Raw genomic sequence first — 21,747 nt, 5'->3', positions numbered from 1 at the left:
AGGTGATTGCCGCGCCGTCCGGGTTATGTCCCTGCTGGGGCTGCAGGGGTTCCCTGGTGGAAAACCAGCCGCCAATCGCCGTCGCTGCGTTGCCAGATGGAGCTGCGCAGGGACGCGATGGCGCTCTCCATCCTGGGGCGCAGGCGGTAGGTGAGAAGCACGACTTCGGCAGCCAGCAAAACGGTGCGAATGTCCGTCATCTCCAGGCTGTCATCCGGCGCCGGCTGATCTTTCGAGGCAGTCAGCGCCGTCAGGATTGATCGCTTGTCGTATACGTAGCCTGACTTGCCGAACTCGATCATGCCGTCGTCGAGGACGGCGTCGAGGAAATCCGGGTCCGAGCGGGTTGGCGCCTCCAGCAAGGCTAGCTCCAGCTCGACGATCCTGGGGTCGACAGCCATTTCCAGCCTTATCCCACCATCAATGCCTTGATGCCGTCCGCCACGAACTGCACGGCCAGCGCCGCCAGGATAACGCCGAGCAGGCGGGTCAGGATCGAGCGGCCGGTCTGGCCGAGGATGCGGTCGATGCGTTCCGAAAGCACGAACACCAGATAGGTAATGACGAGGCAGACGAAGATGATGCCGACCAGGGCAGCCTGGGCGGCAAAGCCTTCGAAATGTCCCGACAGCAGCACGGTCGCCGAAATCGCGCCGGGGCCGGCGATCAGCGGGATCGCCAGCGGGAAGGCGGCGATGTTGTGGATCATGTCCTTGGTTATGGCGACGTCGCCGATCTTCTCCTTGCGGTCCTGGCGGCGCTCGAACACCATTTCGAAGGCGATGAAGAACAGGAGGAAGCCGCCGGCGACGCGGAAGGCCGGCAGCGTGATGCCGAACACCGACAGGATCGAGGCGCCGGCGATCGCGAACAGCGCCATCACCAGGAAACCGATGACCGAGGCGCGCACAGAGACCTGCTGGCGCTCTTCCCGGTTCATGCCGCGCGTCACGGCCAGGAACAGCGGCGCCAGGCCGGGCGGATCGATGGTCACGAGAATGGTGACGAAGGCATTGAACAGGCTGTCGAAACTCGGCATCGCTGACCCTCCCGCCGGGCTTTGCCCGCACCAAGATATTGGTAGAGCAAAGGCCGGCCGGTGTGAACTGCCGGGACTGTGAAACTACGGCCTCTCGACGGTCAGCCCGCGACGCCGCAATAGGCTTCGAGGCGGTAGCCGTCCGGGTCGATGACGAAGGCCGCGTAGTAGTTCTCGCCATAGTCTGGGCGCAAGCCCGGCGCGCCATTGTCGCTGCCGCCTTGGCGCAAGGCCGCGGCATGGAAGGCGTCGACGCTATCGCGTGCCGGCGCCGCGAAACAGAAATGCAGGCCGGATTGCTTGTCCGCCTGCACCGGTCGCGCCGCCTCGTTCACCCACAACGCCACGGCCCGCGCGCCATAGCCGAGCGAGCCCGGGGACTGGCTGAGGCAAGTGAAGCCGAGCGGCTTCAGCGCGGCATCGTAGAAACGCCTGGAGACTGCGGCGTCACGGACGCCGATCGAGATATGATCGAACATGGCTTTCTCCGTTGTTACCATAGTTTCCCGATGTCAGCTTGCTGTTTCCCGGCGCGCCAGGAACTCGACTTCGAGGTGCCAGTTCGCGCCGTCCTGCGAGCGTTCGCCAAGCCATCGGAAGGAATTCTCGGTGATGCGTGAAAAGCTCCAGCGCACGGACGAGCCGCCGCCGTCGGCGCCGACCTGCACGATGGTGTCACCTTCGGCACGGCCGAACTGGCGGCTGAAATACTGGTTGCGCGGATCGCTCCAGAAGATGTGCCAGGCATCGGCGCCGGGGTCATAAACCCTGAGCGTCGTGCCGTAGAAGGTCCATTTGCCGAGCGACGGCGAGGGGCCGGCGTCGCGTGCGGGCAGGATCCAGACATCCTGGATCGCCTTGCCTTCCAGCACCCAGCCGAAATGCACTTCGCCTCTCCCCGTGAGCCTGGTGCCGTCCTCGAGTATGCGTGTGGCGTCGAACGTCCAGGCGCCGACGAAACGTCCATAGAGCGCCAGCTTCTCGGTCAGGGTCGGATCGGGACCCTCGCTGAGCAGGGCCTTGGCAAAGGAATCGGTCATGTTTGCTGCCTCGTTTGTCAGGGGAGGGCAAGCAATACGGTCGGGTCGGGGTTCCGCGCTTGGGAAAAATTGCTATCTTTCCAGCCATGACGGCAAACGCGAATACGCTTGCATCGGGACCCGGCTGGCACGTGGCGGATGTGATCTGCACGGCTGGTGCCGGCGACCGGCCGTTCGAGGAAGCGCATCGGGATTTCTGCGTTGCGGCGGTCACCAGCGGGACTTTCCGTTACCGCGCGCGGCAAGGCACGGCAATGCTGGCGCCTGGCAGCCTGCTGCTTGGCAATTCCGGCACATGCTACGAATGCGGGCACGAGCATGGCAGCGGCGACCGTTGCCTGTCGTTCCATTTCGAGCCGGCCTATATGGAGCGGATCGTGGCCGATGTGCCGGGCGCCAGGACGCTCGCCTTCGCGGCGCCGCGCCTGCCGCCATTGCCGGCCCTGGCGCCGCTGCTGGCCGAGGCTGAAGCGGCGCGCGACATGGCCGACGCGGACGCCTTCGAGGAACTCGCGCTGCGCATCGCCGGTGCGGCCGTTGCCACGGTCTGCGGCGTCACGCATGTCCGAAGCGACCCAAGCCGGCGCGATCAAAAAAGGGTTGCCGAGGCGGTGCGGCGGATCGAACTGGATGCCGAAGGACCGATCTCGCTTCCAGCCTTGGCGGACGGGAGCGCGACCAGCCCCTATCATTTCCTGCGCACCTTCCGACAGGTCGCCGGCATGACGCCCTATCAGTATCTGCTCAGGATCCGGTTGCACCGCGCCGCGGTGCGCCTGCGCACATCCAACGATGCCATTTCGGCAATTGCGTTCGAGGCTGGCTTCAACGATCTGTCGACCTTCAATCGCCGGTTTCGGCGGGTCATGGGTGAGACGCCGGGCCGCTATCGTGGCGTGCGGCAAGGCAGGAACTGAACGGTGGTTTGCGCCACCAGCCGCGGCATCAGTCCATGGTCGGGCCGCACCAGCCGGGCAGGTAGTCCGCGTCCTTGCCCTTGGCGAGCGCCAGCGCGTCCTTCATAGCCTTGTCGAAGTTTTTCGCCACCGCACCCTTGTCTATGCGCCGGCGCAGGAAATCCGCCCAAAGGAATTCGCTGAACGGGGTGGTGTCCTTGGCGTAGCCGCCCAGCCGGCGCAATTCGCCGGCCATGCTCCGGTAAGGGTCATCGACCAGGTCGCCGATGGTCTTCGGCAGGGCGGCATAGTCGCGGCGCTCGCCGTTTTCATCGAACGGGTGCATCCAGCCGCGATTGTCGAGCATGAAAAGGAACGCATCCTTGTCGAGTGCCGACAGGTCGCTGATCACCGTCACGAGCACATCCTTGACGCCTTCCTCGAGCAGGGCGCGGGCAAGATGATGGTGGTCGGTGACGTAATTGCGCTCCTTGGGCCCCAGGACGACTGGGATCATGTGCTTGCCCAGAAAGGCGCCGGTCTTGGCGGCGCTCTGCGAGCGGATCATCTGGCGCTTGAGGTCCACCTCGCGCATGCCGACGGTAATCTGCGTGGGCCGCAACTCCTTGACCGGGACGGGTGTCACCAGCGGCTCTCTCAGGACGATCATGTCGCGCTCTCCTGGTTTTCCGGCGGGCCGGAGTGCAGAGCCCTGATGGCGGCATCGACACTGTGGAAGATCCGCTGCGGGCCGACGAGGTCGATGATGCCGAACCGCTCGAGGGCGGCCTGTGCACGTACCGATTCCATCCGAGCAATGGCAAATATTGCGCCCGCATTGCGGCAATGGCTGATGGTTTCGATCAAAGCCTGGGCCGCGGTGTAGTCGATCTCGACAATGTTACTGGCCTCCAGCACGACGAGCTTCACATTGCCCTGGCCGGCGTCGACCAGGTCGCAGAAGCCGCGTTTGAAACGGTCGGCATTGACGAAGGAGAGTGGCGCCTGGAAGGCCGTGACCAGAACGCCGGGGAGCTGGTTGCCGGCGCCCGGCTTGGCTGGCGGCCACCAGACCGAGGTCCCCGGCACTTGTTCCAGTTCGATCGGCAGCGTCCGGGTCGCGCTCCAGATCCCATGCAGCAGCGACAGGCCGATGCCGACCGCGACGCCGGTTTCGATGGGCAGCGCCACGATGGCCGCCATGGTGATCAGGATCAACACGAATTCGACTGGGGCTTGCCGGTAGACGCTGGCGAACACTTTCCAGCGCAGAATGTGCTGGGCGACGAACATCAGAACTCCGGCAAGGGCGGCCTGCGGCACGTCTGCAAGCAGACCGCCGCCAAAAGCCCCCAGCGCCAGCACGATCGCCGCAGCAATGAGGCTTGAGAGTTGCGAGCGGCCACCTGACTGGGAGACGATTGCCGTGCGTGGCGGGCTGGCGTTGACGGCGAAGGCACCGAACAGGCTGGATGCGATGCTGCCGGCGCCGACACCAACGAAATCGCGGTTGACGTCGGGCGCGTCGCCCTGCGGGGCGAAGGAACGGGAGGTGGCGGCTGTCTGCACCATGACGACGATGGCGATCAGCAAGGCCAGCGGAACGAGCGCCTGGACGTCGTCGAGGCCGGCCAGCGGCGACGTTGCCCGCGGCAGGCCGTTGGGCAAGGCGCCAAGCACCTCGACGCCTTGCTCCTTGAGGCCGAAGGCGGCGACCGCCGCCGTGGCAAGCACCATGCCGATCAGCGCGCCGGGAATGCGGGCACTGATGCGCTCGGAGACGAACACGATCGCGAATACCCCAAGGCCGAGCGCAAGGCTCCAGGGGTTGGTGAGATGGAGGCCGCCGGCGATCTCGCCGATGCGCCGCACGGTCTCGCCGCTTTCGGCCGGCAGGCCAAGCAGTCCGGGCAGTTGCGAAACGATGATGTGGACGGCGATGCCGGCCAGAAAACCTGTCGTGACGGGCACCGAGAGCAGGTCGGCGATCCAGCCGAGGCGAAAGACGCCGCTCAGCATCACGATCAAACCGACCATCAGCGCCAGCGTGGCAGCCAGCGCCAGATAATGCGGTGAACCCGACGCGGCGAGCAGGGCCAGGCTGCCGGCGAACAACGGTGTGATGGTCGAATCCGCGCCGGCCGAAAGGTGGCGATTGGCGCCGAACAGGGCAAATGCCACCGAACCGGCGACAAAAGCGAAGAAGCCGACCTCGGGAGCAAAGCCGCCGAGCCTGGCCGTGGCCATCTGCTCGGGAATGGCGATGGCGGCCAGCGTTATACCCGCGATCAGATCGCCGTTGAGATCGCGTGGCCTCCAGCCACGCAGCGCCCGCAGGGGCAGCCACGAGCTCCAATCCATCGCGCCCACGGCTTTCGCTTGAGGAAAACGGTCCATTGCCGGCTTTTGCCTTGCTGGCGGCGAAAGCGCTGTGGCCATATCGTCGCAATCAGTGGTATCCTTTTGAAATTACCACTAAAAATGACACTGGAAAAGTGGCGCGGACATTGGAGTTTCGGTCTGGCTTCCTATATAAGCAGCAAGTGATTCCTGATTAGATTGTGATCCGATTTGACCGACCAGAAGACACCGCGCGGGCCCGACGGCGGCCCCACCGGCATCGAGCCGATCTCCATTATCGAGGAGATGCAGAGCTCCTATCTTTCCTACGCGATGAGCGTGATCGTCAGCCGTGCGCTGCCCGACGTGCGCGACGGCCTGAAGCCGGTGCATCGGCGTATCCTCTATGCCGCCCATGAGAGCGGCTACCACTGGAACCGCAAATATGTGAAATCGGCGCGCCCCGTCGCCGACGTGATGGGTAAATACCATCCGCATGGCGATGCCTCGATCTACGACGCCTTGGTGCGCATGGCGCAGGACTGGTCGCTGCGCGTGCCGCTGATCGACGGGCAGGGCAATTTCGGCTCGATCGACGGTGATCCACCGGCGGCCATGCGTTACACCGAATCGCGCCTCACCAAGGTCGCGCATGAACTGCTGGAAGATATCGACAAGGACACCGTCGATTTCCAGGACACTTATGATGCGTCTGACACCGAGCCAAAGGTTCTGCCGGCGCGTTTTCCCAATCTGCTGGTCAATGGCTCCGGCGGCATCGCCGTCGGCATGGCCACCAACATTCCGCCCCACAATCTCGGTGAAGTCTGCAACGGCGCCATCGCCGTCATCGACAATCCGGCGATCGATCTGCCGGCGCTGATGGAGATCATTCCGGGGCCGGATTTCCCGACCGGCGGTATCGTGCTCGGCCGTTCCGGCATCTACAGCGCCTACTCGACTGGCCGCGGCTCCATCGTCATGCGCGGCAAGGTCAACATCGAACAGCGCGGCAACGACCGTGAATCGATCATCATCACCGAGGTTCCCTACCAGGTGAACAAGGCCTCGATGATCGAGAAGATGGCCGAGCTGGTGCGCGACAAGCGCATCGAGGGCATTTCCGACATCCGCGACGAGAGCGACCGCCAGGGCTACCGGGTCGTCGTCGAGCTGAAGCGCGACGCCGTCGCCGACGTCATCCTCAACCAGCTTTACCGCTTCACGCCGCTGCAAACGTCCTTCGGCGCCAATATGGTGGCGCTGAACGGCGGCAAGCCGGAGCTGCTGACGCTCACCGACATGCTGAAGGCGTTCGTCACCTTCCGCGAGGAGGTGATCACAAGGCGCACGAAGTTCCTGCTGCGCAAGGCGCGCGACCGCGCGCATGTGTTGGTTGGCCTCGCCATCGCCGTCGCCAACATCGACGAAGTCATCAAGCTGATCCGTACCGCGCCGGACCCGCAGACGGCGCGCGAGCAGTTGATGGAACGGCGCTGGCCGGCCGGCGACGTCGAATCGCTGATCCTGCTGATCGACGATCCGCGCCACCGCATCAACGAGGACGGCACCTACAACCTCTCCGAGGAACAGGCGCGGGCCATTCTCGAACTGCGCCTGCAGCGCCTGACGGCCCTCGGCCGCGACGAGATCGCCGACGAATTGAACACGATCGGTGCCGAGATCGTCGACTATCTCGACATCCTGTCGTCGCGTGCGCGCGTCCAGCAGATCGTCAAGGACGAGCTCGCCGCCGTGCGCGACGAGTTCGGTACGCCGCGCCGCACCGAATTGACCGACGGCGGCGCCGACATGGAAGACGAGGACCTGATCCAGCGCGAGGACATGGTCGTGACGGTGAGCCATTCGGGCTACATCAAGCGCGTGCCGCTTTCGCTCTACCGGGCGCAGCGTCGCGGCGGCAAGGGCCGCTCCGGCATGTCGACCAAGGACGAGGATTTCGTCACCCGGCTGTTCGTCGCCAACACACACACGCCGGTGTTGTTCTTCTCCTCGCGCGGCATCGTCTACAAGGAAAAAGTCTGGCGGCTGCCGATCGGCAATCCGCAGTCACGCGGCAAGGCGCTGATCAACATGCTGCCGCTGGAGCAGGGCGAGCGCATCACCACGATCATGCCGCTGCCCGAGGACGAGACCAGCTGGGGCGAACTCGATGTGATGTTCGCCACCACGCGCGGCACTGTGCGTCGCAACAAGCTGTCCGACTTCGTCCAGGTCAACCGCAACGGCAAGATCGCCATGAAGCTGGAGGAGGAAGGCGACGAGATCCTCGGCGTCGAGACCTGCACCGACAATGACGACGTGCTTTTGACCGCGAGTTCGGGCCAGTGCATCCGTTTCTCCGTCGGCGACGTGCGCGTCTTCCAGAGCCGCAATTCCGTCGGCGTGCGCGGCATAACCATGGCCGAAACCGATCGCATCATCTCCATGTCCGTCATCGAGAATGTCGATGCACCGCCGGCCGAACGCGCCGCCTATCTGAAGCGCGCCGCCGCCGAACGGCGGCTTGCCGCGGGCATCGCGGCCGGCGAAGAGGAAGAGATCGCGCTGACCAATGAGGAGGTTGGCGAGGAGACGGAGCTGTCCGACGAGCGCTACGAGTTCCTCAAGGCGCATGAGCAGTACGTTCTGACGGTCACCGAATATGGCTACGGCAAGCGCTCTTCGTCCTACGACTTCCGCCTGACCGGGCGCGGCGGCAAGGGCATCCGCGCCACCGACGTCTCCAAGACGGCCGAAATCGGCCGTCTGGTGGCGACTTTCCCGGTCGGCAACGACGACCAGATCATGCTGGTGTCCGACGGCGGCACGGTCATCCGGGTGCCGGTCAACGGCATCCGTTTCGCCAGCCGCGCCACCAAGGGCGTCACCATCTTCAATACCGCTGAAGGTGAAAAGGTTGTCTCGGTCGAGCGCATCTCGGAGCCGCAATCGGACGAGGAAAGCGAAGACAATGGCGAGGCCGGCACTGACACCACGGCCACCACGGATGCCGGTTCCGATAGCGCCTGATAAGGCGTGGACCTGGTTTCGACATAACAACGCCGGCCAATCGGCCGGCGTGGCAGCAAGTCCAGACGAAGCTGGTTCTAGTAGTGACGGTACGGCTTGCGCGGGCCGAAGCCTTCCAAGCGCTTGGTGGTTGCCTTGACGCGGATGCGCTGTGCCTCCTGATGCAGCCCGAATACTGTGGCGATCAGCATGGCGACGGTCATTGCGGTGGCGAGCATGTAGATCAGCATATGCGTGTTCTCCTGCGCCTTACAACGGATAGATGGGATTTTGGTTTCATCTTATTAAGGTGCAACCTAGTGAACGCTGCGTGAAGGCTTCGTGATCAGCGTGTTCATCTGTCGTTCATGTGCCCGAAAAGGTTCACGGCGGGCACGCCGATCGGATTTGCCTTTGTGAGAGAGGCTCGCTAGAAGCTGCGGCATGACCGAACGCACCGCCCTTTATGCCGGCTCCTTCGATCCGTTGACCAACGGCCACCTCGATGTGCTCAAAGCATCGCTGGCCGTGGCCGATATCGTCTATGCCGCGATCGGCATTCATCCGGGCAAGAAGCCGCTGTTTTCCTTCGAGGAGCGCGTGGCGCTGATCGAGGCCGCGACCAAGGCCGAATTCGGCCGCGACGGCGCCCGCATCAAGGTCGTTGCCTTCGACGGGCTGGTGATCGATGCCGCCAGGAGAGAAGGCGCCTCGATCATGATCCGTGGTTTGCGCGACGGCACCGACCTCGACTACGAGATGCAGATGGCGGGCATGAACGAAACCATGGCGCCGGAGCTGCAGACGGTTTTCCTGCCCGCCAGCCCGTCGGTGCGAACCATTACCGCCACACTTGTGCGCCAGATAGCCTCGATGGGCGGCGACATCCGTCCCTTCGTGCCGGCGGCCGTGGCCGGTGCGCTCACCGCAAAATTCGCGAAATAAGCCCGGAGAAAATCCTCATGCAGCTCAAAAGGCTCGCCTCGTTCTTTGTCGTGCTCGCCGGTCTCCTGACCGCGTCCGTTTCCGCCCAAGCCGCCGATCCGGAAAACACCATGATCATCACGCTCAAGGACGGCGACGTCACCATCGCGCTGCGCCCCGATCTGGCGCCCAAGCATGTCGCGCAGATCAAGAAGCTGGTGCGGGACCACGCCTATGACAATGTCGCGTTTCATCGCGTCATCGACGGCTTCATGGCGCAGACCGGCGACGTCAAGTTCGGCAATATGGAGAAGGGCTTCAATGCCCAGGCCGTCGGCACGGGCGGCTCGGACCTGCCCGACCTGCCGGCCGAATTCTCGCAGAACGAGCACTACAAGCGCGGCGTGGTCGGCATGGCCCGCTCGCAGGATCCGAATTCCGCCAATTCGCAGTTCTTCATCATGTTCGCGCCGGCGCCGCCGCTCGACGGCCAGTACACCATCGTCGGCAATGTCGTCAGCGGCATGAACCTGGTGGACAAGATCAAGAAGGGCGACGAGGCGGACAATGGCACGGTCACCGATCCCGACCGGATGATCAAGGTGCGCATCGCCGCAGACAAATGAAAATTGGCGAATAATTTCGTTTTTGGACAAAAGGATATCTGACATGGCCGAGATCAAGGACCGCGAAAACGCGCTCATCATGGAAACGACCAAGGGCAAGGTCGTCATCGAACTGTTCCCCGATTTGGCTCCTGGCCATGTCGCCCGCATCAAGGAACTGGCCAGGGAAGGCGCCTATGACGGTGTCGTCTTCCACCGCGTCATCGAGGGCTTCATGGCCCAGACCGGCGACGTCAAGTTCGGCAATTCCTCGAAGCCGACCTTCGCGCCGTCGCGCGCGGGCATGGGCGGTTCCGACAAGCCGGACCTGAAGGCCGAGTTCTCCAACGCCAACCATGGCCGCGGCACCTGCTCGATGGCGCGCGCCCAGAACCCGAACTCTGCCAATTCGCAGTTCTTCATCTGCTTCGACGATGCGGCGTTCCTCAACCGCCAGTACACGGTCTGGGGCCAGGTCATCGAAGGCATGGACAATGTCGACAAGATCAAGCGCGGCGAGCCGGTGCAGGATCCCGACAAGATCGTGTCGCTCAAGGTCGCGGCGGACGTCAAGTAAGGCGAAAAGACGATGATGGGCGTTGTCTGGTCCCTGCTCGGTATCCTGTCCGGCGCCTTCATCGCCATTCAGGCGCCGATCAATGCGCAATTGGCGCGCGGCCTCGGTCTCCCCGTCGCCGCCGCGGCGTTCTCGTTCCTGTCGGGCGCGGTCGTGCTGGGCATCATCTCCATCGCGGTGGTGAAGTTGCAAGGCATCTCGCTCGACTGGAAGGCGCCGGCGCCGTGGCTGTTCGTGGCCGGCGGCATGCTCGGCGGCTTCTATGTCACGCTCTCCACCATCCTGACGCCACGTATCGGCGCCGCCGCCCTGATGGCGTTCCTGGTGGCCGGTCAATTGCTTGCCGGCATGCTCATCGACCGCGTCGGCTTCCTCGGCGTCGCGGTGCGTGAAATCTCGCTCGGCCGCATCGCCGGCGCGGTGCTGCTTCTGGCCGGAGCGCTGCTCGTCCGGCTCTACTGATGCGCGTCGACCTCTTCGACTTCGACCTGCCGGAGGAGCGCATCGCGCTTCGCCCGGCCGAACCGCGCGACAACGCCCGTATGCTGGTGGTCGAACCGGGCGCAGGGCTGGAAGACCGGACGGTGGGCGCTCTACCGTCCTTGCTGCGGGCCGGCGACGTGCTGGTCTTCAACGATACCAAGGTCATTCCCGCGCAGCTCAAGGGTATCAGGCGGCGTGGCGAGGCGGCGGCGCAGGTCGAGGCCACATTGCATATGCGCATGGCGTCTGACCGCTGGCTCGCCTTCATGCGGCCGGGCAAGCGTATCGCGGCCGGCGACCGCATCCATTTCGGCCATGACGGCAATTCCTGTTTCCTTGGCCAACTCGATGCCACGGTGATCGAAAAGGGCGAGGGCGGCGAGGCGCTGCTCGGCTTCGATCTGTCGGGACCGTTTCTCGACGAGGCGCTGCACGCGGTCGGCCACATCCCGCTGCCGCCCTACATCGCCTCGAAGCGCGACGATGACGAGCGCGACCGGGCGGATTATCAGACCATCTATGCCCGCGAAGAAGGTGCCGTGGCAGCGCCGACCGCCGGCCTGCATTTCACGCCGGAGCTGTTTGCCGCGCTCGACGCCAAGGGTGTCGAACGGCGCTTCGTCACGCTGCATGTCGGCGCGGGTACGTTTTTGCCGGTGAAGGCCGACGATACGGCAGATCACAAGATGCATTCCGAGATCGGTACGGTCAGCGAAGCCACCGCCGATGCGCTCAATGCAGCCAGGGCGAGGGGCGGGCGCATCATCGCCGTCGGCACGACATCGCTGCGGCTATTGGAGAGTGCCGCACGCGAGGACGGCACGCTGGCTGCCTGGTCCGGCCCAACCGATATTTTCATCACGCCCGGCTACCGTTTTCGGACCGCCGACATGCTGATGACCAATTTCCATCTGCCGCGCTCGACCCTGTTCATGCTGGTCTCGGCTTTCAGTGGCCTCGACACGATGCGCGCGGCCTATGCGCATGCCATCGACGGCGGTTACAGGTTCTATTCCTATGGAGACGCCAGTCTTCTGTTCAGGGAAGAGCGCGATGGACGATGATCTGCAGACTTTCGATCGTGACAGGCTGATTGCGGAAGTGAGAAAATTACGCGCCGGCATCCGCGCGCATCGCGACACATCAGGTCATGACCTGTGCTGGCATCACCCCGATCTGTGGGATCTGCTGCCTGAGAAGACCGAACCATCCATCGCCGTGCCGCCGTGGCCGAAATTCATGCGCGGCTGCGTTCAATACCGCCAGTCGCTCGACAGGCAGGCGCCCGACGCGCCGGTCCACGACAAGGAATTCAATGGCTGAGACGTTCACCTTCAAGGTGCTGGCGACCGACGGCAAGGCGCGGCGCGGCCTCATCGATATGCCGCGCGGCGAAATCCGGACGCCGGCGTTCATGCCGGTCGGTACCGGCGGCACTGTCAAGGCCATGTATATGGACCAGGTGCGCGGCGTCGGCGCCGACATCATCCTCGGCAATACCTATCACTTGATGCTGCGGCCTGGCGCCGAGCGCGTGGCGCGGCTTGGCGGCCTGCATGAGTTCGCACGCTGGCCGCAGCCGATCCTGACCGACAGCGGTGGCTTTCAGGTGATGTCGTTGTCCAAGCTCAGGAAACTGACCGAGAAAGGCGTCACCTTCCGCTCGCATATCGACGGCGCGCCTTACGAGATGTCGCCGGAGCGGTCGATCGAGATCCAGGGGCTGCTCGATTCCGACATTCAGATGCAGCTCGACGAATGTACGGCGCTGCCCGCCGAACTGAAAGAGATCGAGCGCGCCATGGAGTTGTCGCTGCGCTGGGCCGAGCGCTGCAAGACGGCGTTCGGTGAGCAACCGGGCAAGGCGATGTTCGGCATCGTGCAAGGCGGCGACAACGCCGCACTTAGGGTGCGCTCGGCGCAAGCGCTGAGCGCCATGAACCTCAAGGGCTATGCTGTCGGCGGCCTTGCGGTCGGCGAACCGCAAGCGGTGATGCTCGACATGCTCGACATCACCTGTCCGGAACTGCCCGCGGACAAACCGCGCTATCTCATGGGCGTCGGCACACCCGACGATATCCTGAAATCCGTGGCGCGCGGTATCGATATGTTCGACTGCGTGATGCCGACGCGGGCCGGCCGGCATGGCCTCGCCTATACAAGGCGCGGCAAGGTCAACTTCAGGAATGCCCGGCATGCCGACGACCACCGTCCGCTCGACGAAGAGAGCGACTGCCCCGCGGCGCGCGACTATTCGCGTGCCTATCTGCACCATCTGGTACGATCGCAAGAGGCGCTCGGCGCCATGCTGCTGACCTGGAACAATCTTTCCTATTACCAGAAGCTGATGCAGGACATCCGCGCCGCGATCGAGACAGGCAGCTTCGAGGCGCGTGGGGCCGAGATATCAGAGGGCTGGGCGAGGGGCGATATCCCGGCCCTGTGACGCCAGACGCCGCCGCCCTTCAGGTGCTCAGCGAGTTCGACGCCCGCAAGCTGCAGCCGGTGATCTGGAACGTGCCGTCGGGCTGCTGCTGCAACGTGTAGACCGCCTCGTAGTCCTTGCCGTCGGGGCCGACGATCAGCACTTGCTGGACGATCGAGCCCGGGCCGGTCTCCTCGACCTTGCCGAAGGCATAGGATTGCGGCTTGCGCACCGGTGGATAGCCGTTGGTCACCATGTTCATGAAAGCGTCGACGGTCGGGAAGACTTGCTTCACGTTCGGGGCGGCGAAGCTGTAGGCCTTGGCGCCGTCATCGGCGATGAGGGCCTTCAACTGGCCGTCGATAACGGCCTGACCAGCCTTGACCTCGGCATCGCCGGCAAACGCCGAGGAAGTCAGCATGAGCGGAACCAAGGCGAGTGCGAAAAGCGTGCGGCGCATGTCCCGTCTCCGTTGTCTCTCCAAAGCTGCCTTTGGAAATCCGTTCCGCGGGCATGCTAACATACGCACAGGAGCGCTTCCCGGTTTCATCGGCGGCGAACATTCATCTCGCCTTGGCGCATTCCACAGGCTTAAGCTTGCTTTAAGGCGGGGCGCTCATCGTGAATGCGAGGGAAGAGAGTGAGCAGACAATGGGACGACCACTGTTCGCGCCGCCTGTAGATCGGCGTTTTTTGCTGAAAGGCGCTGCTTCATTTGCCGCCTTGGCTCCGCTGCCGGCCTGGGCAAGGATTGCGCCGACGGTCAACGAAGTGGCTTTCGATCCGGCGATACCGGCTCTTGGCAATCCCAAGGGCGATGTCACCATCGCCGAATTCGTCGATTATCAATGCCCGATCTGCAAGCTGGTCTTTATCGAGTTGAAGACGCTGATGGCCGAGGATCAAGGCATCCGGCTGGTGATGAAGGATTGGCCGATCTTCGGCGAGGTGTCGCGGGACGCGGCGCGGATGGCGCTTTCGTCCGGAGAGCACTATGCGGCCGCCGTCGATGCGCTGATGGCGAACCAGCGCGGCCTCTCCGAGCACCGCACCAACGATATTCTGGGCTCCGTCGGTGTCGATGTCGATCAGGCGCGGGCCGGGCTTGCGGCGCGCCAACCGCGGATCGACGCGCTGCTGTCGCGCAACGACACGCAGGCGGCAGCTTTCAAGTTGCGGGGTACGCCGGCGCTGGTGATTGGCGGCAAGCTGTTCAAGCGCGGCATGCCGGTGGCGGAGCTGCGGGATGCCGTGGCAGCGGCCCGGGCCGGCTAAGTACGGTTCCGGCGCTTGAAAGCCCGCCTCCAGTCTGCCAGAAGGGCCGCTTGGACCTGGAAGTTTAGCGGGACGAAGCCATGAAGGCGTTTTTCGTGCAGATCAAATGCGAGCTCGGCAAATCCTACGAGGTTGCCAGCGCGCTTGCCGACGCCGAGATCGCCTCGGAAATCTACTCCACCGCCGGTAATTACGACCTGCTCGCCAAATTCTATGTCGATGACGAGGAAGACGTCGGCCATTTCGTCAACGAGAAGGTGCAGATTCTGCCCGGCATCAAGGACACCTTCACGGTCGTCACCTTTCGCGCGTTCTAGCCGCGCGAGGCATGTGCCCGGGTGCGAGGCAAAGGCTGATCGGGCCTATGGTTGAGCTGCTCCAATTTTAGGCAGTTGCAACATACTGAACGCCCGCACCCCTCAAATCACCGATTGCGCTTGATTTTCTTCGGCGACGCCAGTGAAATGGCGTCACAGGGGAGTATGCGATTGGCAGCGTTCGATGAAATGCTTCCGGAGGTCTCCGGATTAAGAAGACCGTATTCGGCTTACGATCGCTGGCTGAAGGAGCAGGATCCGGCCAGGCTTACCGAGAAGATGCAGGATGCCGAACGTGTGTTCCGCAAGACCGGCATCACCTTCGCCGTTTATGGCGAACAGGAAGCCTCCGAGCGGCTCATTCCCTTCGACATCGTTCCGCGCATCATTTCGGGCCAGGAATGGCGGCGCCTGACGCAAGGCATCGAACAGCGCGTGCAGGCGCTGAACGCCTTTCTCGACGACATTTATCACCGCCAGGAAATTCTGCGCGCCGGCCGTGTGCCGAGAGATCTTGTTGCGAGAAACGAGGCATTCCTGCCGGAGATGATCGGGGTCCGGCCGCCGGCCGGCGTCTACACCCACATTATCGGCGTCGATATCGTGCGCATCAGCGAGGACGAGTTCTACGTGCTCGAGGACAATGCCCGCACACCCTCCGGCGTCTCCTACATGCTGGAGAACCGCGAGACGATGATGCAACTCTTTCCGGAGCTGTTCCAGAAGATCAAGGTCCGTCCGGTGGAGAACTATCCGCAGCTGCTGCGTCAGTCGCTGGCGGCGGTTCGCCCGCAGAGCACCAAGGGCGCACCGACCATCGCCGTGCTGACCCCCGGCAGCTACAATTCGGCCTATTTCGAGCATGCCTTCCTGGCCGACCAGATGGGCGTGCAGCTGGTCGAAGGGCAGGATCTTCGCGTCGTCGACGGTCATGTCGCGATGCGCACGACCGAGGGCTACAAGCAGATCGATGTGCTCTATCGCCGCGTCGACGATTCCTATCTCGATCCGCTGACCTTCCGACCGGATTCTGCACTCGGCGTGCCCGGCATCATGGACGTCTACCGCGCCGGCAACATCACCATCGCCAACGCGCCGGGCACCGGCATTGCCGACGACAAGGCGATCTACTCCTACATGCCCGAGATCGTCGAGTTCTACACCGGCCGCAAGGCGATCCTCGGCAACATCCCGACCTGGCGCTGTTCGGAACCGGACAGCCTCAAATACGTGCTCGAACACATCCACGAACTGGTGATCAAGGAAGTGCACGGCTCGGGCGGCTACGGCATGCTGGTCGGCCCGGCGGCGACCAAAAAGGAATGCGAGGCGTTCGCCAAGAAGCTGGCGGCAAGACCCTCGAACTATATCGCGCAGCCGACGCTGGCCCTGTCGACCTGCCCGATCCTGACCGAGAAGGGCCTGGCGCCGCGCCATGTCGATCTCCGACCCTACGTGCTGGTCTCCGATCGTATCCAGCTTGTTCCCGGCGGGCTGACGCGCGTCGCGCTCAAGGAAGGCTCGCTGGTCGTCAATTCGTCCCAGGGCGGCGGGACGAAGGATACGTGGGTGTTGGATGATTGAGTGAGTGAGTAGGGATTGGTGAGTAGTCAGTAGTGAACTGTAGAGGGGAAGCGCATGCCATATTCCGTTGAGATTCAATTATTTCCTGCTCACTACTTCCTATTCCCTACTCACTAGCCCGAGGGCCTCCCCATGCTTCTCGGCCGCACCGCCAACGGGCTCTACTGGATGAACCGCTATATCGAGCGGGCTGAAAACATGGCGCGTCTGGTCGACGCTGGCCTGCGCATGGCGCTGACCCGCACCCAGAACGCATCCGAAGAGTGGAATTCGGTGCTGCTCAGCGCCGGCTCCGACGTCGCCTTCAAACAGAAATATTCGGAGTATACGGCCGCCAACGTCGCCGACTTCCTGCTGCGCGACACATCTAACCCGTCGAGCACGATGGCCTCGATCGAGACCGCCCGCAACAATGCCCGCATGGTGCGCACCGCGCTTACGCGCGAGACCTGGGAAAGCATCAACGAGGCCTGGATGGCGCTGAAGCGCATGCTGGCGAGGCCGATCGACGAGCGCGATCTGCCAAGCGTGCTCGACGCGATCAAGCGCGAGACGGCACTGATCCGCGGCTCGTTCTACGGCACCATGCTGCGCAACGAGATCTTCGATTTCTCGCAGCTCGGCACCTATGTCGAGCGCGCCGACAACACGGCGCGTATCCTCGACGTGAAATACTACGTGCTGCTGCCGTCGATCTCATGGGTGGGATCGAGCCTGGACAACTATCAGTGGGAATCGATCCTGCGTTCGGTTTCGGCGCATCGCTCCTATCGCTGGGTCTACGACGCCGATTACAAGCCGACCAACATTGCCGACTACCTGATCCTCAACGTGCGCATGCCGAGGTCGCTGACCTTCTGCTACCGCTTCCTGGCCGAGCATCTGAAGTTCCTCGGCGACGACTATGGCGAGCGCCATGCCTGCCATGCGACGGCGGAGAAGACGCAGACGATGCTGCGCGCGGGATCGATCAAGGACATATTCGACGCGGGCCTGCATGAGTTCCTGGCCGGCTTCATTCGCGACAACACCAGGCTCGGCGACGAGATCGCGCAGGACTACAGGTTCTATTGAGCATGATCCCGAAAAGCGGGTGCTCACAAACGGAAGATAGCCATGCGGCTCAAGATCACCCACAGCACCGAATACAGCTATGACGCGCCGTTGCAGTATTTGCTGCAGCGGCTGCGCCTGTTGCCGCAGAGCGGGCCGACGCAGACCGTGTCGTCCTGGGCGATCAAGATCGACGGCGCACGCGAGGAAGTGCGTTTTGCCGATCATTTTGGCAACGACACGAGGCTGGTGAGCATCGAGGGCGGCCACAATACGGTGACCGTCGAGGCATCGGGCGAGGTGCTGACGCGCGATACATCGGGCGTCTGCGGGCCGCATCAAGGCTTTGCACCGCTATGGCTGTTCGCGCAGGAAACGCCGTTGACGACGGCCGGCGACGGCGTTCGTGGCCTCGCGGAGGCGGTCGGCAAAGGGACCGACATCGAAAGACTGCACCGGCTCATGGCGGTCATCGGCGAGCGTGTCGCCTATACGCCCGGCACCACCAGTGCGGCGACGCCGGCTGAAGAGGCCCTGGCGCTCAAGTCAGGTGTCTGCCAGGACCATAGCCACATCTTCGCCGCCGCCGCGCGCGCCATGGGTTTTCCGGCTCGCTATGTCAGCGGCTATCTGATGATGGATGCCGCCGTCGAGCAGGCGGCGAGCCATGCCTGGGCTGAAGCCCATGTTCCGGGCCTCGGCTGGGTTGCCTTCGATCCCGCCAACGGTATCTCTCCCGACGAGCGCTACGTGAAAATAGCGATCGGGCGCGATTATCGCGACGCGTCGCCCGTTTCGGGAATTCTGCTCGGGCAAGCGCAGGAGAAGCTTGCGGTGACGGTCAGGGTCGAGCAGTAATCGGCCAGTGCCGGTTGATTTCCGGTCGAACAGACCTGAAATCCGAATCTCACCGCCGGAAAGGCAATCATGACTTATTGCGTCGGGCTCAAGATCGATCGCGGGCTCGTCTTCATGTCGGACACTCGCACCAATGCCGGCATGGATTCGATCTCGACATTCAAGAAGATGCACGTCTGGGAACAGCCCGGCGAACGCGTCATCGTCTTGATGTCGGCCGGCAATCTGGCGACGACGCAGGCCGTGGTCAGCCTGCTCGACGAGCGCACCAAGGCGGTGACCGATCGCCACGAGAAGCTGCTCGAAACGCCATCCATGTACCAGACGGTGCGGCTGGTCGGCGACACTGTGAAAGAGGTGATCGCGCAATCGTCGCCCGCCGGTGAAAAGGCTGATTCCTATTTCAACGCCTCCTTCATCCTGGGCGGGCAGATCAAGGGCAGCGCGCCCCGCCTGTTCATGATCTATCCCGAAGGCAATTTCATCGAATCGACCGATGACACGCCGTTCTTCCAGATCGGCGAGACCAAATATGGCAAGCCGATCATCATCCGCGCCTATGAGCGCACGATGAGTCTCGCCGAGACAGTGAAGCTGCTGCTTGTGTCGTTCGATTCCACGCTGAAATCCAACCTGTCGGTCGGCCTGCCGCTCGACCTGCTCTTCCTGGAGCAGGATGCTTTCCAGGTCGGGCTGAGGAAACGGATCGGGCAGGACGACGCCTATTACCGCGCCATTTCCGAGGGCTGGTCGAACGCATTGAAGACTGCCTTTGCCAGCCTGCCGGACTTTCCGGGGTAGGGTGGCTCGTCCGTCGGACATGGCTGTTGTCGCGATATAATTAACGTGTTAATGAAATGACAACGCTATTTTGACCGCAATGCCATGCGCGGTCCGGGAGGATGTATGAACAACGACGAGTTTCGGGACTGGTCGCGGCGCGCCGCCGACTGGGGCGCGGATTACCGCGCCACGCTGCGTGATCTGCCGGTTCGTCCGGCGGTTGCCCCCGGCGAAATCTTCAGAAGCATCGAAACATCGCCGCCCGAGCAAGCGGAACCGATGGACCGGATCTTCGCCGATTTCGAGGCCAAGATCGTGCCTGGAATGACGCATTGGCAGCATCCACGCTTCTTCGCCTATTTCCCGGCAAATGCCGCGCCGGTTTCTGTCGTGGCAGAGTATCTGGTGTCGGCAATGGCCGCGCAGTGCATGCTCTGGCAGACATCGCCAGCGGCAACAGAACTCGAGACCCGCACCGTCGACTGGATGCGCCAGGCGCTTGGCCTGCCGGAAGGCTTTGCCGGCGTGATCCAGGATTCGGCCTCGTCGGCGACATTGAACGCGGTTCTGACCATGCGTGAGCGCGCGCTCGACTGGCAAGGCAACAGACAAGGCCTGGCCGGGCAGGCCCGGCTTCGCATCTATTCCTCCGACCAGGTGCACACGTCGATCGACCGGGCGATCTGGGTATCGGGTATCGGCGAGGACAATCTCGTGCGCATCCCGGTCGCCGGACGCTTTCGCGCCATGGATACGGCAGCCCTGGAGGCCGCGATCGTTGCCGACAGGAAGGCCGGCATGCTGCCGGCGGGCATCATCGCCTGCGTCGGCGGTACCAGTACGGGCGGCACGGACGACATCGCGGCGGTTGCCGAGATTGCCAGGCGGCACGGGCTCTATCTGCATGTCGATGCCGCCTGGGCCGGCTCGGCGATGATCTGCCCGGAATATCGTCACTTCTGGGTGGGCGTCGAAGGCGCGGATTCGATCGTCTTCAACCCGCACAAATGGCTGGGGGCGCAATTCGACTGTTCGATCCAGTTCCTGCGCGATCCCTCGAGTCATGTCAGGACACTGGCCATCAAGCCCGACTACCTCAAGACCCACGGCCATGACGGTGTCGTCAACTATTCCGAATGGTCGGTGCCGCTCGGCCGGCGCTTCCGTGCGCTGAAGCTGTGGTTCCTGCTGCGGGCGCACGGGCTGGAAGGCCTGCGCACGATGATCCGCAATCATGTCGCCTGGAGCGAGGGTCTTGCCGCGCGCCTGGCCGGCGAGCCGGATTTCGAGATCGTCACCGAGCCGATGCTGTCGCTGTTTTCATTCCGGCATGCCGCGCCGGCCGGTACGGAGACCGACAAGCACAATCTTCGACTGGTCAACGCCATCAATGATGACGGCCGCATCTACCTGACGCAGACAGGGGTGAACGGGCGTGTCGCCATCCGCTTCCAGGTCGGCCAGTTCGAGGCAACCGCCGCCGATGTCGATTCGGCCTTTGCCGTCATCACCGAAATCGCGCGCGGCCTGACCTGAACGTGGCTCATGGAGTTATGCCCAAGTTTGCCTTTGCAATCATCTGATTTCCATTAGCCGGCTTACACCCTTTCATCATTTTCGTTTTCGTTTATAATCAAGAAAAACGAAAAGGGGAGGTTGTGAAATGTATCTGTCGCCGCGCCATGCCGAAATCATCCAGATGGCCAAGGATAATGGTCGGGTGCTGGTCGACGATCTGGCGACACATTTCAACGTGACGCCGCAGACCATCCGCAAGGATCTCAACGATCTGTGCGACCAGCGCCTGCTTTCGCGCATCCATGGCGGCGCCTTGTTCCCATCCGGCATCGAGAACATGGAGTATGAGGCAAGGCGCAAGATCGCGGCCGAGGAGAAAGAGGCGATCGGCAGCGCGGCGGCCAGGCTTATCCCGGACAACGCTTCGCTGTTCATCAACATCGGCACCACGACGGAAGCGGTCAGCAAGGCTTTGCTCGATCACAGCGGCCTCATGGTCATCACCAATAACATCAATGTTGCCAACAGGATGCGCATCTATCCCTCGATCGAAGTGGTGATCGCGGGCGGCGTGGTGCGCGGCTCCGACGGCGGCGTCGTCGGTGAGGCGGCGGTCGATTTCATCAAGCAGTTCAAGGTCGACTATGCCGTCATCGGAGCCTCCGCCATCGACCATGACGGGGCGCTGCTCGATTTCGATTTTCGCGAGGTGAAGGTGGCGCAAGCGATCATTGCCAATGCAAGGCATGTCATCCTGGTGTCCGACCAGACCAAATTCGAGCGTACCGCGCCGGTGCGGATCGGCCATCTGTCGCAGGTCAACACCTTCATCACCGACCGTTGCGACATCCCCTCGGTGCGCAGGATCTGCCAGGAAGCCGAGGTTCAACTCATCGAAACGTCGCTCGGCTAAGGCATTCACGGCCGTTTCACGGGCTTGTGATATTTCGTTTGACATTCGTTATCAGTTCGAAATAATTCCGCCACGGTTTCGCAAAAGACCCAAAATGGTGCAATG

General features: G+C 63.0%; 25 protein-coding genes. 17 read left to right on the top strand and 8 right to left on the bottom strand.

Annotated elements, in window-relative coordinates; all coding sequences use genetic code 11:
- Positions 1-23 precede the first annotated feature (23 nt).
- The 4 genes from FJ967_RS16735 to FJ967_RS16720 form a co-directional block, all read right to left on the bottom strand.
- A complete protein-coding gene (locus FJ967_RS16735; RefSeq protein WP_140732929.1) occupies positions 24-401 on the bottom strand; it encodes a DUF4440 domain-containing protein in 378 nt (125 codons plus the stop codon).
- Positions 402-409: 8 nt separating this feature from the next.
- Positions 410-1,039, bottom strand: coding sequence for a MarC family protein (locus FJ967_RS16730; RefSeq protein WP_140732928.1), 630 nt, complete (start codon positions 1,037-1,039; stop codon positions 410-412).
- A 101-nt stretch (positions 1,040-1,140) separates the two neighbouring features.
- On the bottom strand, positions 1,141-1,518 hold the full coding sequence (locus FJ967_RS16725; protein ID WP_140732927.1) for a VOC family protein: 378 nt from the start codon (positions 1,516-1,518) through the stop codon (positions 1,141-1,143).
- 33 nt (positions 1,519-1,551) lie between these two features.
- Entirely contained in the window at positions 1,552-2,079 is a 528-nt protein-coding gene (locus tag FJ967_RS16720) for a hypothetical protein (RefSeq protein ID WP_140732926.1), read from the bottom strand.
- An 86-nt stretch (positions 2,080-2,165) separates the two neighbouring features.
- Here FJ967_RS16720 and FJ967_RS16715 point away from each other — a divergent pair, with 86 nt between their 5' ends.
- Complete coding sequence (locus FJ967_RS16715) at positions 2,166-2,996, top strand: AraC family transcriptional regulator (protein WP_140732925.1); 831 nt, start codon at positions 2,166-2,168, stop codon at positions 2,994-2,996.
- 28 nt (positions 2,997-3,024) lie between these two features.
- Here FJ967_RS16715 and FJ967_RS16710 read toward each other — a convergent pair whose 3' ends face one another.
- The gene (locus FJ967_RS16710) at positions 3,025-3,645 is read right to left on the bottom strand and encodes a ParB-like protein (protein WP_140732924.1); all 621 of its coding nucleotides are present in this window, start codon (positions 3,643-3,645) and stop codon (positions 3,025-3,027) included.
- The gene (locus FJ967_RS16705; protein ID WP_246675291.1) at positions 3,642-5,372 is read right to left on the bottom strand and encodes a SulP family inorganic anion transporter; all 1,731 of its coding nucleotides are present in this window, start codon (positions 5,370-5,372) and stop codon (positions 3,642-3,644) included. Before FJ967_RS16705 ends, FJ967_RS16710 begins: the two co-directional genes overlap by 4 nt.
- Positions 5,373-5,546: 174 nt before the next feature.
- Here FJ967_RS16705 and gyrA point away from each other — a divergent pair, with 174 nt between their 5' ends.
- Positions 5,547-8,348 (top strand): DNA gyrase subunit A, encoded by a 2,802-nt coding sequence (gene gyrA / locus FJ967_RS16700; protein WP_140732922.1) that lies wholly within the window; start codon positions 5,547-5,549, stop codon positions 8,346-8,348.
- 77 nt (positions 8,349-8,425) lie between these two features.
- Here the strand turns inward: gyrA and FJ967_RS16695 are convergent, their stop codons facing one another.
- A complete protein-coding gene (locus FJ967_RS16695) occupies positions 8,426-8,578 on the bottom strand; it encodes a hypothetical protein (RefSeq protein ID WP_140732921.1) in 153 nt (50 codons plus the stop codon).
- A gap of 193 nt (positions 8,579-8,771) precedes the next feature.
- Between FJ967_RS16695 and coaD the strand changes: the two genes are divergently transcribed.
- The 7 genes from coaD to tgt are packed head-to-tail and all read left to right on the top strand — an operon-like array spanning position 8,772 to position 13,362.
- Entirely contained in the window at positions 8,772-9,272 is a 501-nt protein-coding gene (gene coaD, locus FJ967_RS16690; protein ID WP_140732920.1) for a pantetheine-phosphate adenylyltransferase, read from the top strand.
- 17 nt (positions 9,273-9,289) lie between these two features.
- Positions 9,290-9,877, top strand: a complete 588-nt coding sequence (locus FJ967_RS16685; protein ID WP_140732919.1) for a peptidylprolyl isomerase — start codon at positions 9,290-9,292, stop codon at positions 9,875-9,877.
- 43 nt (positions 9,878-9,920) lie between these two features.
- A complete protein-coding gene (locus tag FJ967_RS16680) occupies positions 9,921-10,433 on the top strand; it encodes a peptidylprolyl isomerase (protein WP_140732918.1) in 513 nt (170 codons plus the stop codon).
- 12 nt (positions 10,434-10,445) lie between these two features.
- Entirely contained in the window at positions 10,446-10,895 is a 450-nt protein-coding gene (locus tag FJ967_RS16675; protein ID WP_140732917.1) for a DMT family transporter, read from the top strand.
- On the top strand, positions 10,895-11,980 hold the full coding sequence (queA, locus tag FJ967_RS16670) for a tRNA preQ1(34) S-adenosylmethionine ribosyltransferase-isomerase QueA (RefSeq protein ID WP_140732916.1): 1,086 nt from the start codon (positions 10,895-10,897) through the stop codon (positions 11,978-11,980). Before FJ967_RS16675 ends, queA begins: the two co-directional genes overlap by 1 nt.
- Positions 11,970-12,239 (top strand): hypothetical protein, encoded by a 270-nt coding sequence (locus tag FJ967_RS16665; RefSeq protein WP_140732915.1) that lies wholly within the window; start codon positions 11,970-11,972, stop codon positions 12,237-12,239. Before queA ends, FJ967_RS16665 begins: the two co-directional genes overlap by 11 nt.
- On the top strand, positions 12,232-13,362 hold the full coding sequence (gene tgt / locus FJ967_RS16660; RefSeq protein WP_140732914.1) for a tRNA guanosine(34) transglycosylase Tgt: 1,131 nt from the start codon (positions 12,232-12,234) through the stop codon (positions 13,360-13,362). Before FJ967_RS16665 ends, tgt begins: the two co-directional genes overlap by 8 nt.
- Before the next feature lie 19 nt (positions 13,363-13,381).
- On the opposite strand, the gene FJ967_RS16655 is transcribed toward tgt, so the two are convergent.
- Positions 13,382-13,801, bottom strand: coding sequence for a DUF4864 domain-containing protein (locus FJ967_RS16655; RefSeq protein WP_140732913.1), 420 nt, complete (start codon positions 13,799-13,801; stop codon positions 13,382-13,384).
- 191 nt (positions 13,802-13,992) lie between these two features.
- On the opposite strand from FJ967_RS16655, the gene FJ967_RS16650 reads away from it, so the two are divergent.
- The 8 genes from FJ967_RS16650 (at position 13,993) to FJ967_RS16615 (ending at position 21,642) form a co-directional block, all read left to right on the top strand.
- Positions 13,993-14,616: a DsbA family protein gene (locus FJ967_RS16650; protein ID WP_140732912.1), complete on the top strand. Its 624-nt coding sequence runs from the start codon at positions 13,993-13,995 to the stop codon at positions 14,614-14,616.
- An 80-nt stretch (positions 14,617-14,696) separates the two neighbouring features.
- Positions 14,697-14,933: an Lrp/AsnC family transcriptional regulator gene (locus tag FJ967_RS16645; RefSeq protein WP_010909609.1), complete on the top strand. Its 237-nt coding sequence runs from the start codon at positions 14,697-14,699 to the stop codon at positions 14,931-14,933.
- Between the two features lie 171 nt (positions 14,934-15,104).
- On the top strand, positions 15,105-16,517 hold the full coding sequence (locus tag FJ967_RS16640; protein WP_181175929.1) for a circularly permuted type 2 ATP-grasp protein: 1,413 nt from the start codon (positions 15,105-15,107) through the stop codon (positions 16,515-16,517).
- Between the two features lie 132 nt (positions 16,518-16,649).
- Complete coding sequence (locus tag FJ967_RS16635; RefSeq protein ID WP_140732910.1) at positions 16,650-17,591, top strand: alpha-E domain-containing protein; 942 nt, start codon at positions 16,650-16,652, stop codon at positions 17,589-17,591.
- A 42-nt stretch (positions 17,592-17,633) separates the two neighbouring features.
- Entirely contained in the window at positions 17,634-18,428 is a 795-nt protein-coding gene (locus FJ967_RS16630) for a transglutaminase family protein (RefSeq protein ID WP_140732909.1), read from the top strand.
- A gap of 69 nt (positions 18,429-18,497) precedes the next feature.
- Positions 18,498-19,229, top strand: coding sequence for a peptidase (locus FJ967_RS16625; protein ID WP_140732908.1), 732 nt, complete (start codon positions 18,498-18,500; stop codon positions 19,227-19,229).
- 105 nt (positions 19,230-19,334) lie between these two features.
- A complete protein-coding gene (locus tag FJ967_RS16620; RefSeq protein WP_140732907.1) occupies positions 19,335-20,747 on the top strand; it encodes an aspartate aminotransferase family protein in 1,413 nt (470 codons plus the stop codon).
- 127 nt (positions 20,748-20,874) lie between these two features.
- Positions 20,875-21,642, top strand: a complete 768-nt coding sequence (locus tag FJ967_RS16615; RefSeq protein WP_140732906.1) for a DeoR/GlpR family DNA-binding transcription regulator — start codon at positions 20,875-20,877, stop codon at positions 21,640-21,642.
- The last annotated feature ends 105 nt before the right edge of the window (positions 21,643-21,747 follow it).

It is taken from the genome of Mesorhizobium sp. B2-3-4, assembly GCF_006442315.1.
GTDB lineage: Bacteria > Pseudomonadota > Alphaproteobacteria > Rhizobiales > Rhizobiaceae > Mesorhizobium.
Note: the sequence above shows the minus strand (reverse complement) of the source record. Positions and strands in the feature narration are given on the sequence as shown.

Bases quoted from the DNA above. Each gene is read 5' to 3' on its own strand.
- FJ967_RS16735 (WP_140732929.1), bottom strand. From the start codon at position 401: ATGGCTGTCGACCCCAGGATCGTCGAGCTGGAGCTAGCCTTGCTGGAG.
- FJ967_RS16730 (WP_140732928.1), bottom strand. From the start codon at position 1,039: ATGCCGAGTTTCGACAGCCTGTTCAATGCCTTCGTCACCATTCTCGTG.
- FJ967_RS16725 (WP_140732927.1), bottom strand. From the start codon at position 1,518: ATGTTCGATCATATCTCGATCGGCGTCCGTGACGCCGCAGTCTCCAGG.
- FJ967_RS16720 (WP_140732926.1), bottom strand. From the start codon at position 2,079: ATGACCGATTCCTTTGCCAAGGCCCTGCTCAGCGAGGGTCCCGATCCG.
- FJ967_RS16715 (WP_140732925.1), top strand. From the start codon at position 2,166: ATGACGGCAAACGCGAATACGCTTGCATCGGGACCCGGCTGGCACGTG.
- FJ967_RS16710 (WP_140732924.1), bottom strand. From the start codon at position 3,645: ATGATCGTCCTGAGAGAGCCGCTGGTGACACCCGTCCCGGTCAAGGAG.
- FJ967_RS16705 (WP_246675291.1), bottom strand. From the start codon at position 5,372: ATGGACCGTTTTCCTCAAGCGAAAGCCGTGGGCGCGATGGATTGGAGC.
- FJ967_RS16695 (WP_140732921.1), bottom strand. From the start codon at position 8,578: ATGCTGATCTACATGCTCGCCACCGCAATGACCGTCGCCATGCTGATC.
- coaD (WP_140732920.1), top strand. From the start codon at position 8,772: ATGACCGAACGCACCGCCCTTTATGCCGGCTCCTTCGATCCGTTGACC.
- FJ967_RS16685 (WP_140732919.1), top strand. From the start codon at position 9,290: ATGCAGCTCAAAAGGCTCGCCTCGTTCTTTGTCGTGCTCGCCGGTCTC.
- FJ967_RS16680 (WP_140732918.1), top strand. From the start codon at position 9,921: ATGGCCGAGATCAAGGACCGCGAAAACGCGCTCATCATGGAAACGACC.
- FJ967_RS16675 (WP_140732917.1), top strand. From the start codon at position 10,446: ATGATGGGCGTTGTCTGGTCCCTGCTCGGTATCCTGTCCGGCGCCTTC.
- queA (WP_140732916.1), top strand. From the start codon at position 10,895: ATGCGCGTCGACCTCTTCGACTTCGACCTGCCGGAGGAGCGCATCGCG.
- FJ967_RS16665 (WP_140732915.1), top strand. From the start codon at position 11,970: ATGGACGATGATCTGCAGACTTTCGATCGTGACAGGCTGATTGCGGAA.
- tgt (WP_140732914.1), top strand. From the start codon at position 12,232: ATGGCTGAGACGTTCACCTTCAAGGTGCTGGCGACCGACGGCAAGGCG.
- FJ967_RS16655 (WP_140732913.1), bottom strand. From the start codon at position 13,801: ATGCGCCGCACGCTTTTCGCACTCGCCTTGGTTCCGCTCATGCTGACT.
- FJ967_RS16650 (WP_140732912.1), top strand. From the start codon at position 13,993: ATGGGACGACCACTGTTCGCGCCGCCTGTAGATCGGCGTTTTTTGCTG.
- FJ967_RS16645 (WP_010909609.1), top strand. From the start codon at position 14,697: ATGAAGGCGTTTTTCGTGCAGATCAAATGCGAGCTCGGCAAATCCTAC.
- FJ967_RS16635 (WP_140732910.1), top strand. From the start codon at position 16,650: ATGCTTCTCGGCCGCACCGCCAACGGGCTCTACTGGATGAACCGCTAT.
- FJ967_RS16630 (WP_140732909.1), top strand. From the start codon at position 17,634: ATGCGGCTCAAGATCACCCACAGCACCGAATACAGCTATGACGCGCCG.
- FJ967_RS16625 (WP_140732908.1), top strand. From the start codon at position 18,498: ATGACTTATTGCGTCGGGCTCAAGATCGATCGCGGGCTCGTCTTCATG.
- FJ967_RS16620 (WP_140732907.1), top strand. From the start codon at position 19,335: ATGAACAACGACGAGTTTCGGGACTGGTCGCGGCGCGCCGCCGACTGG.
- FJ967_RS16615 (WP_140732906.1), top strand. From the start codon at position 20,875: ATGTATCTGTCGCCGCGCCATGCCGAAATCATCCAGATGGCCAAGGAT.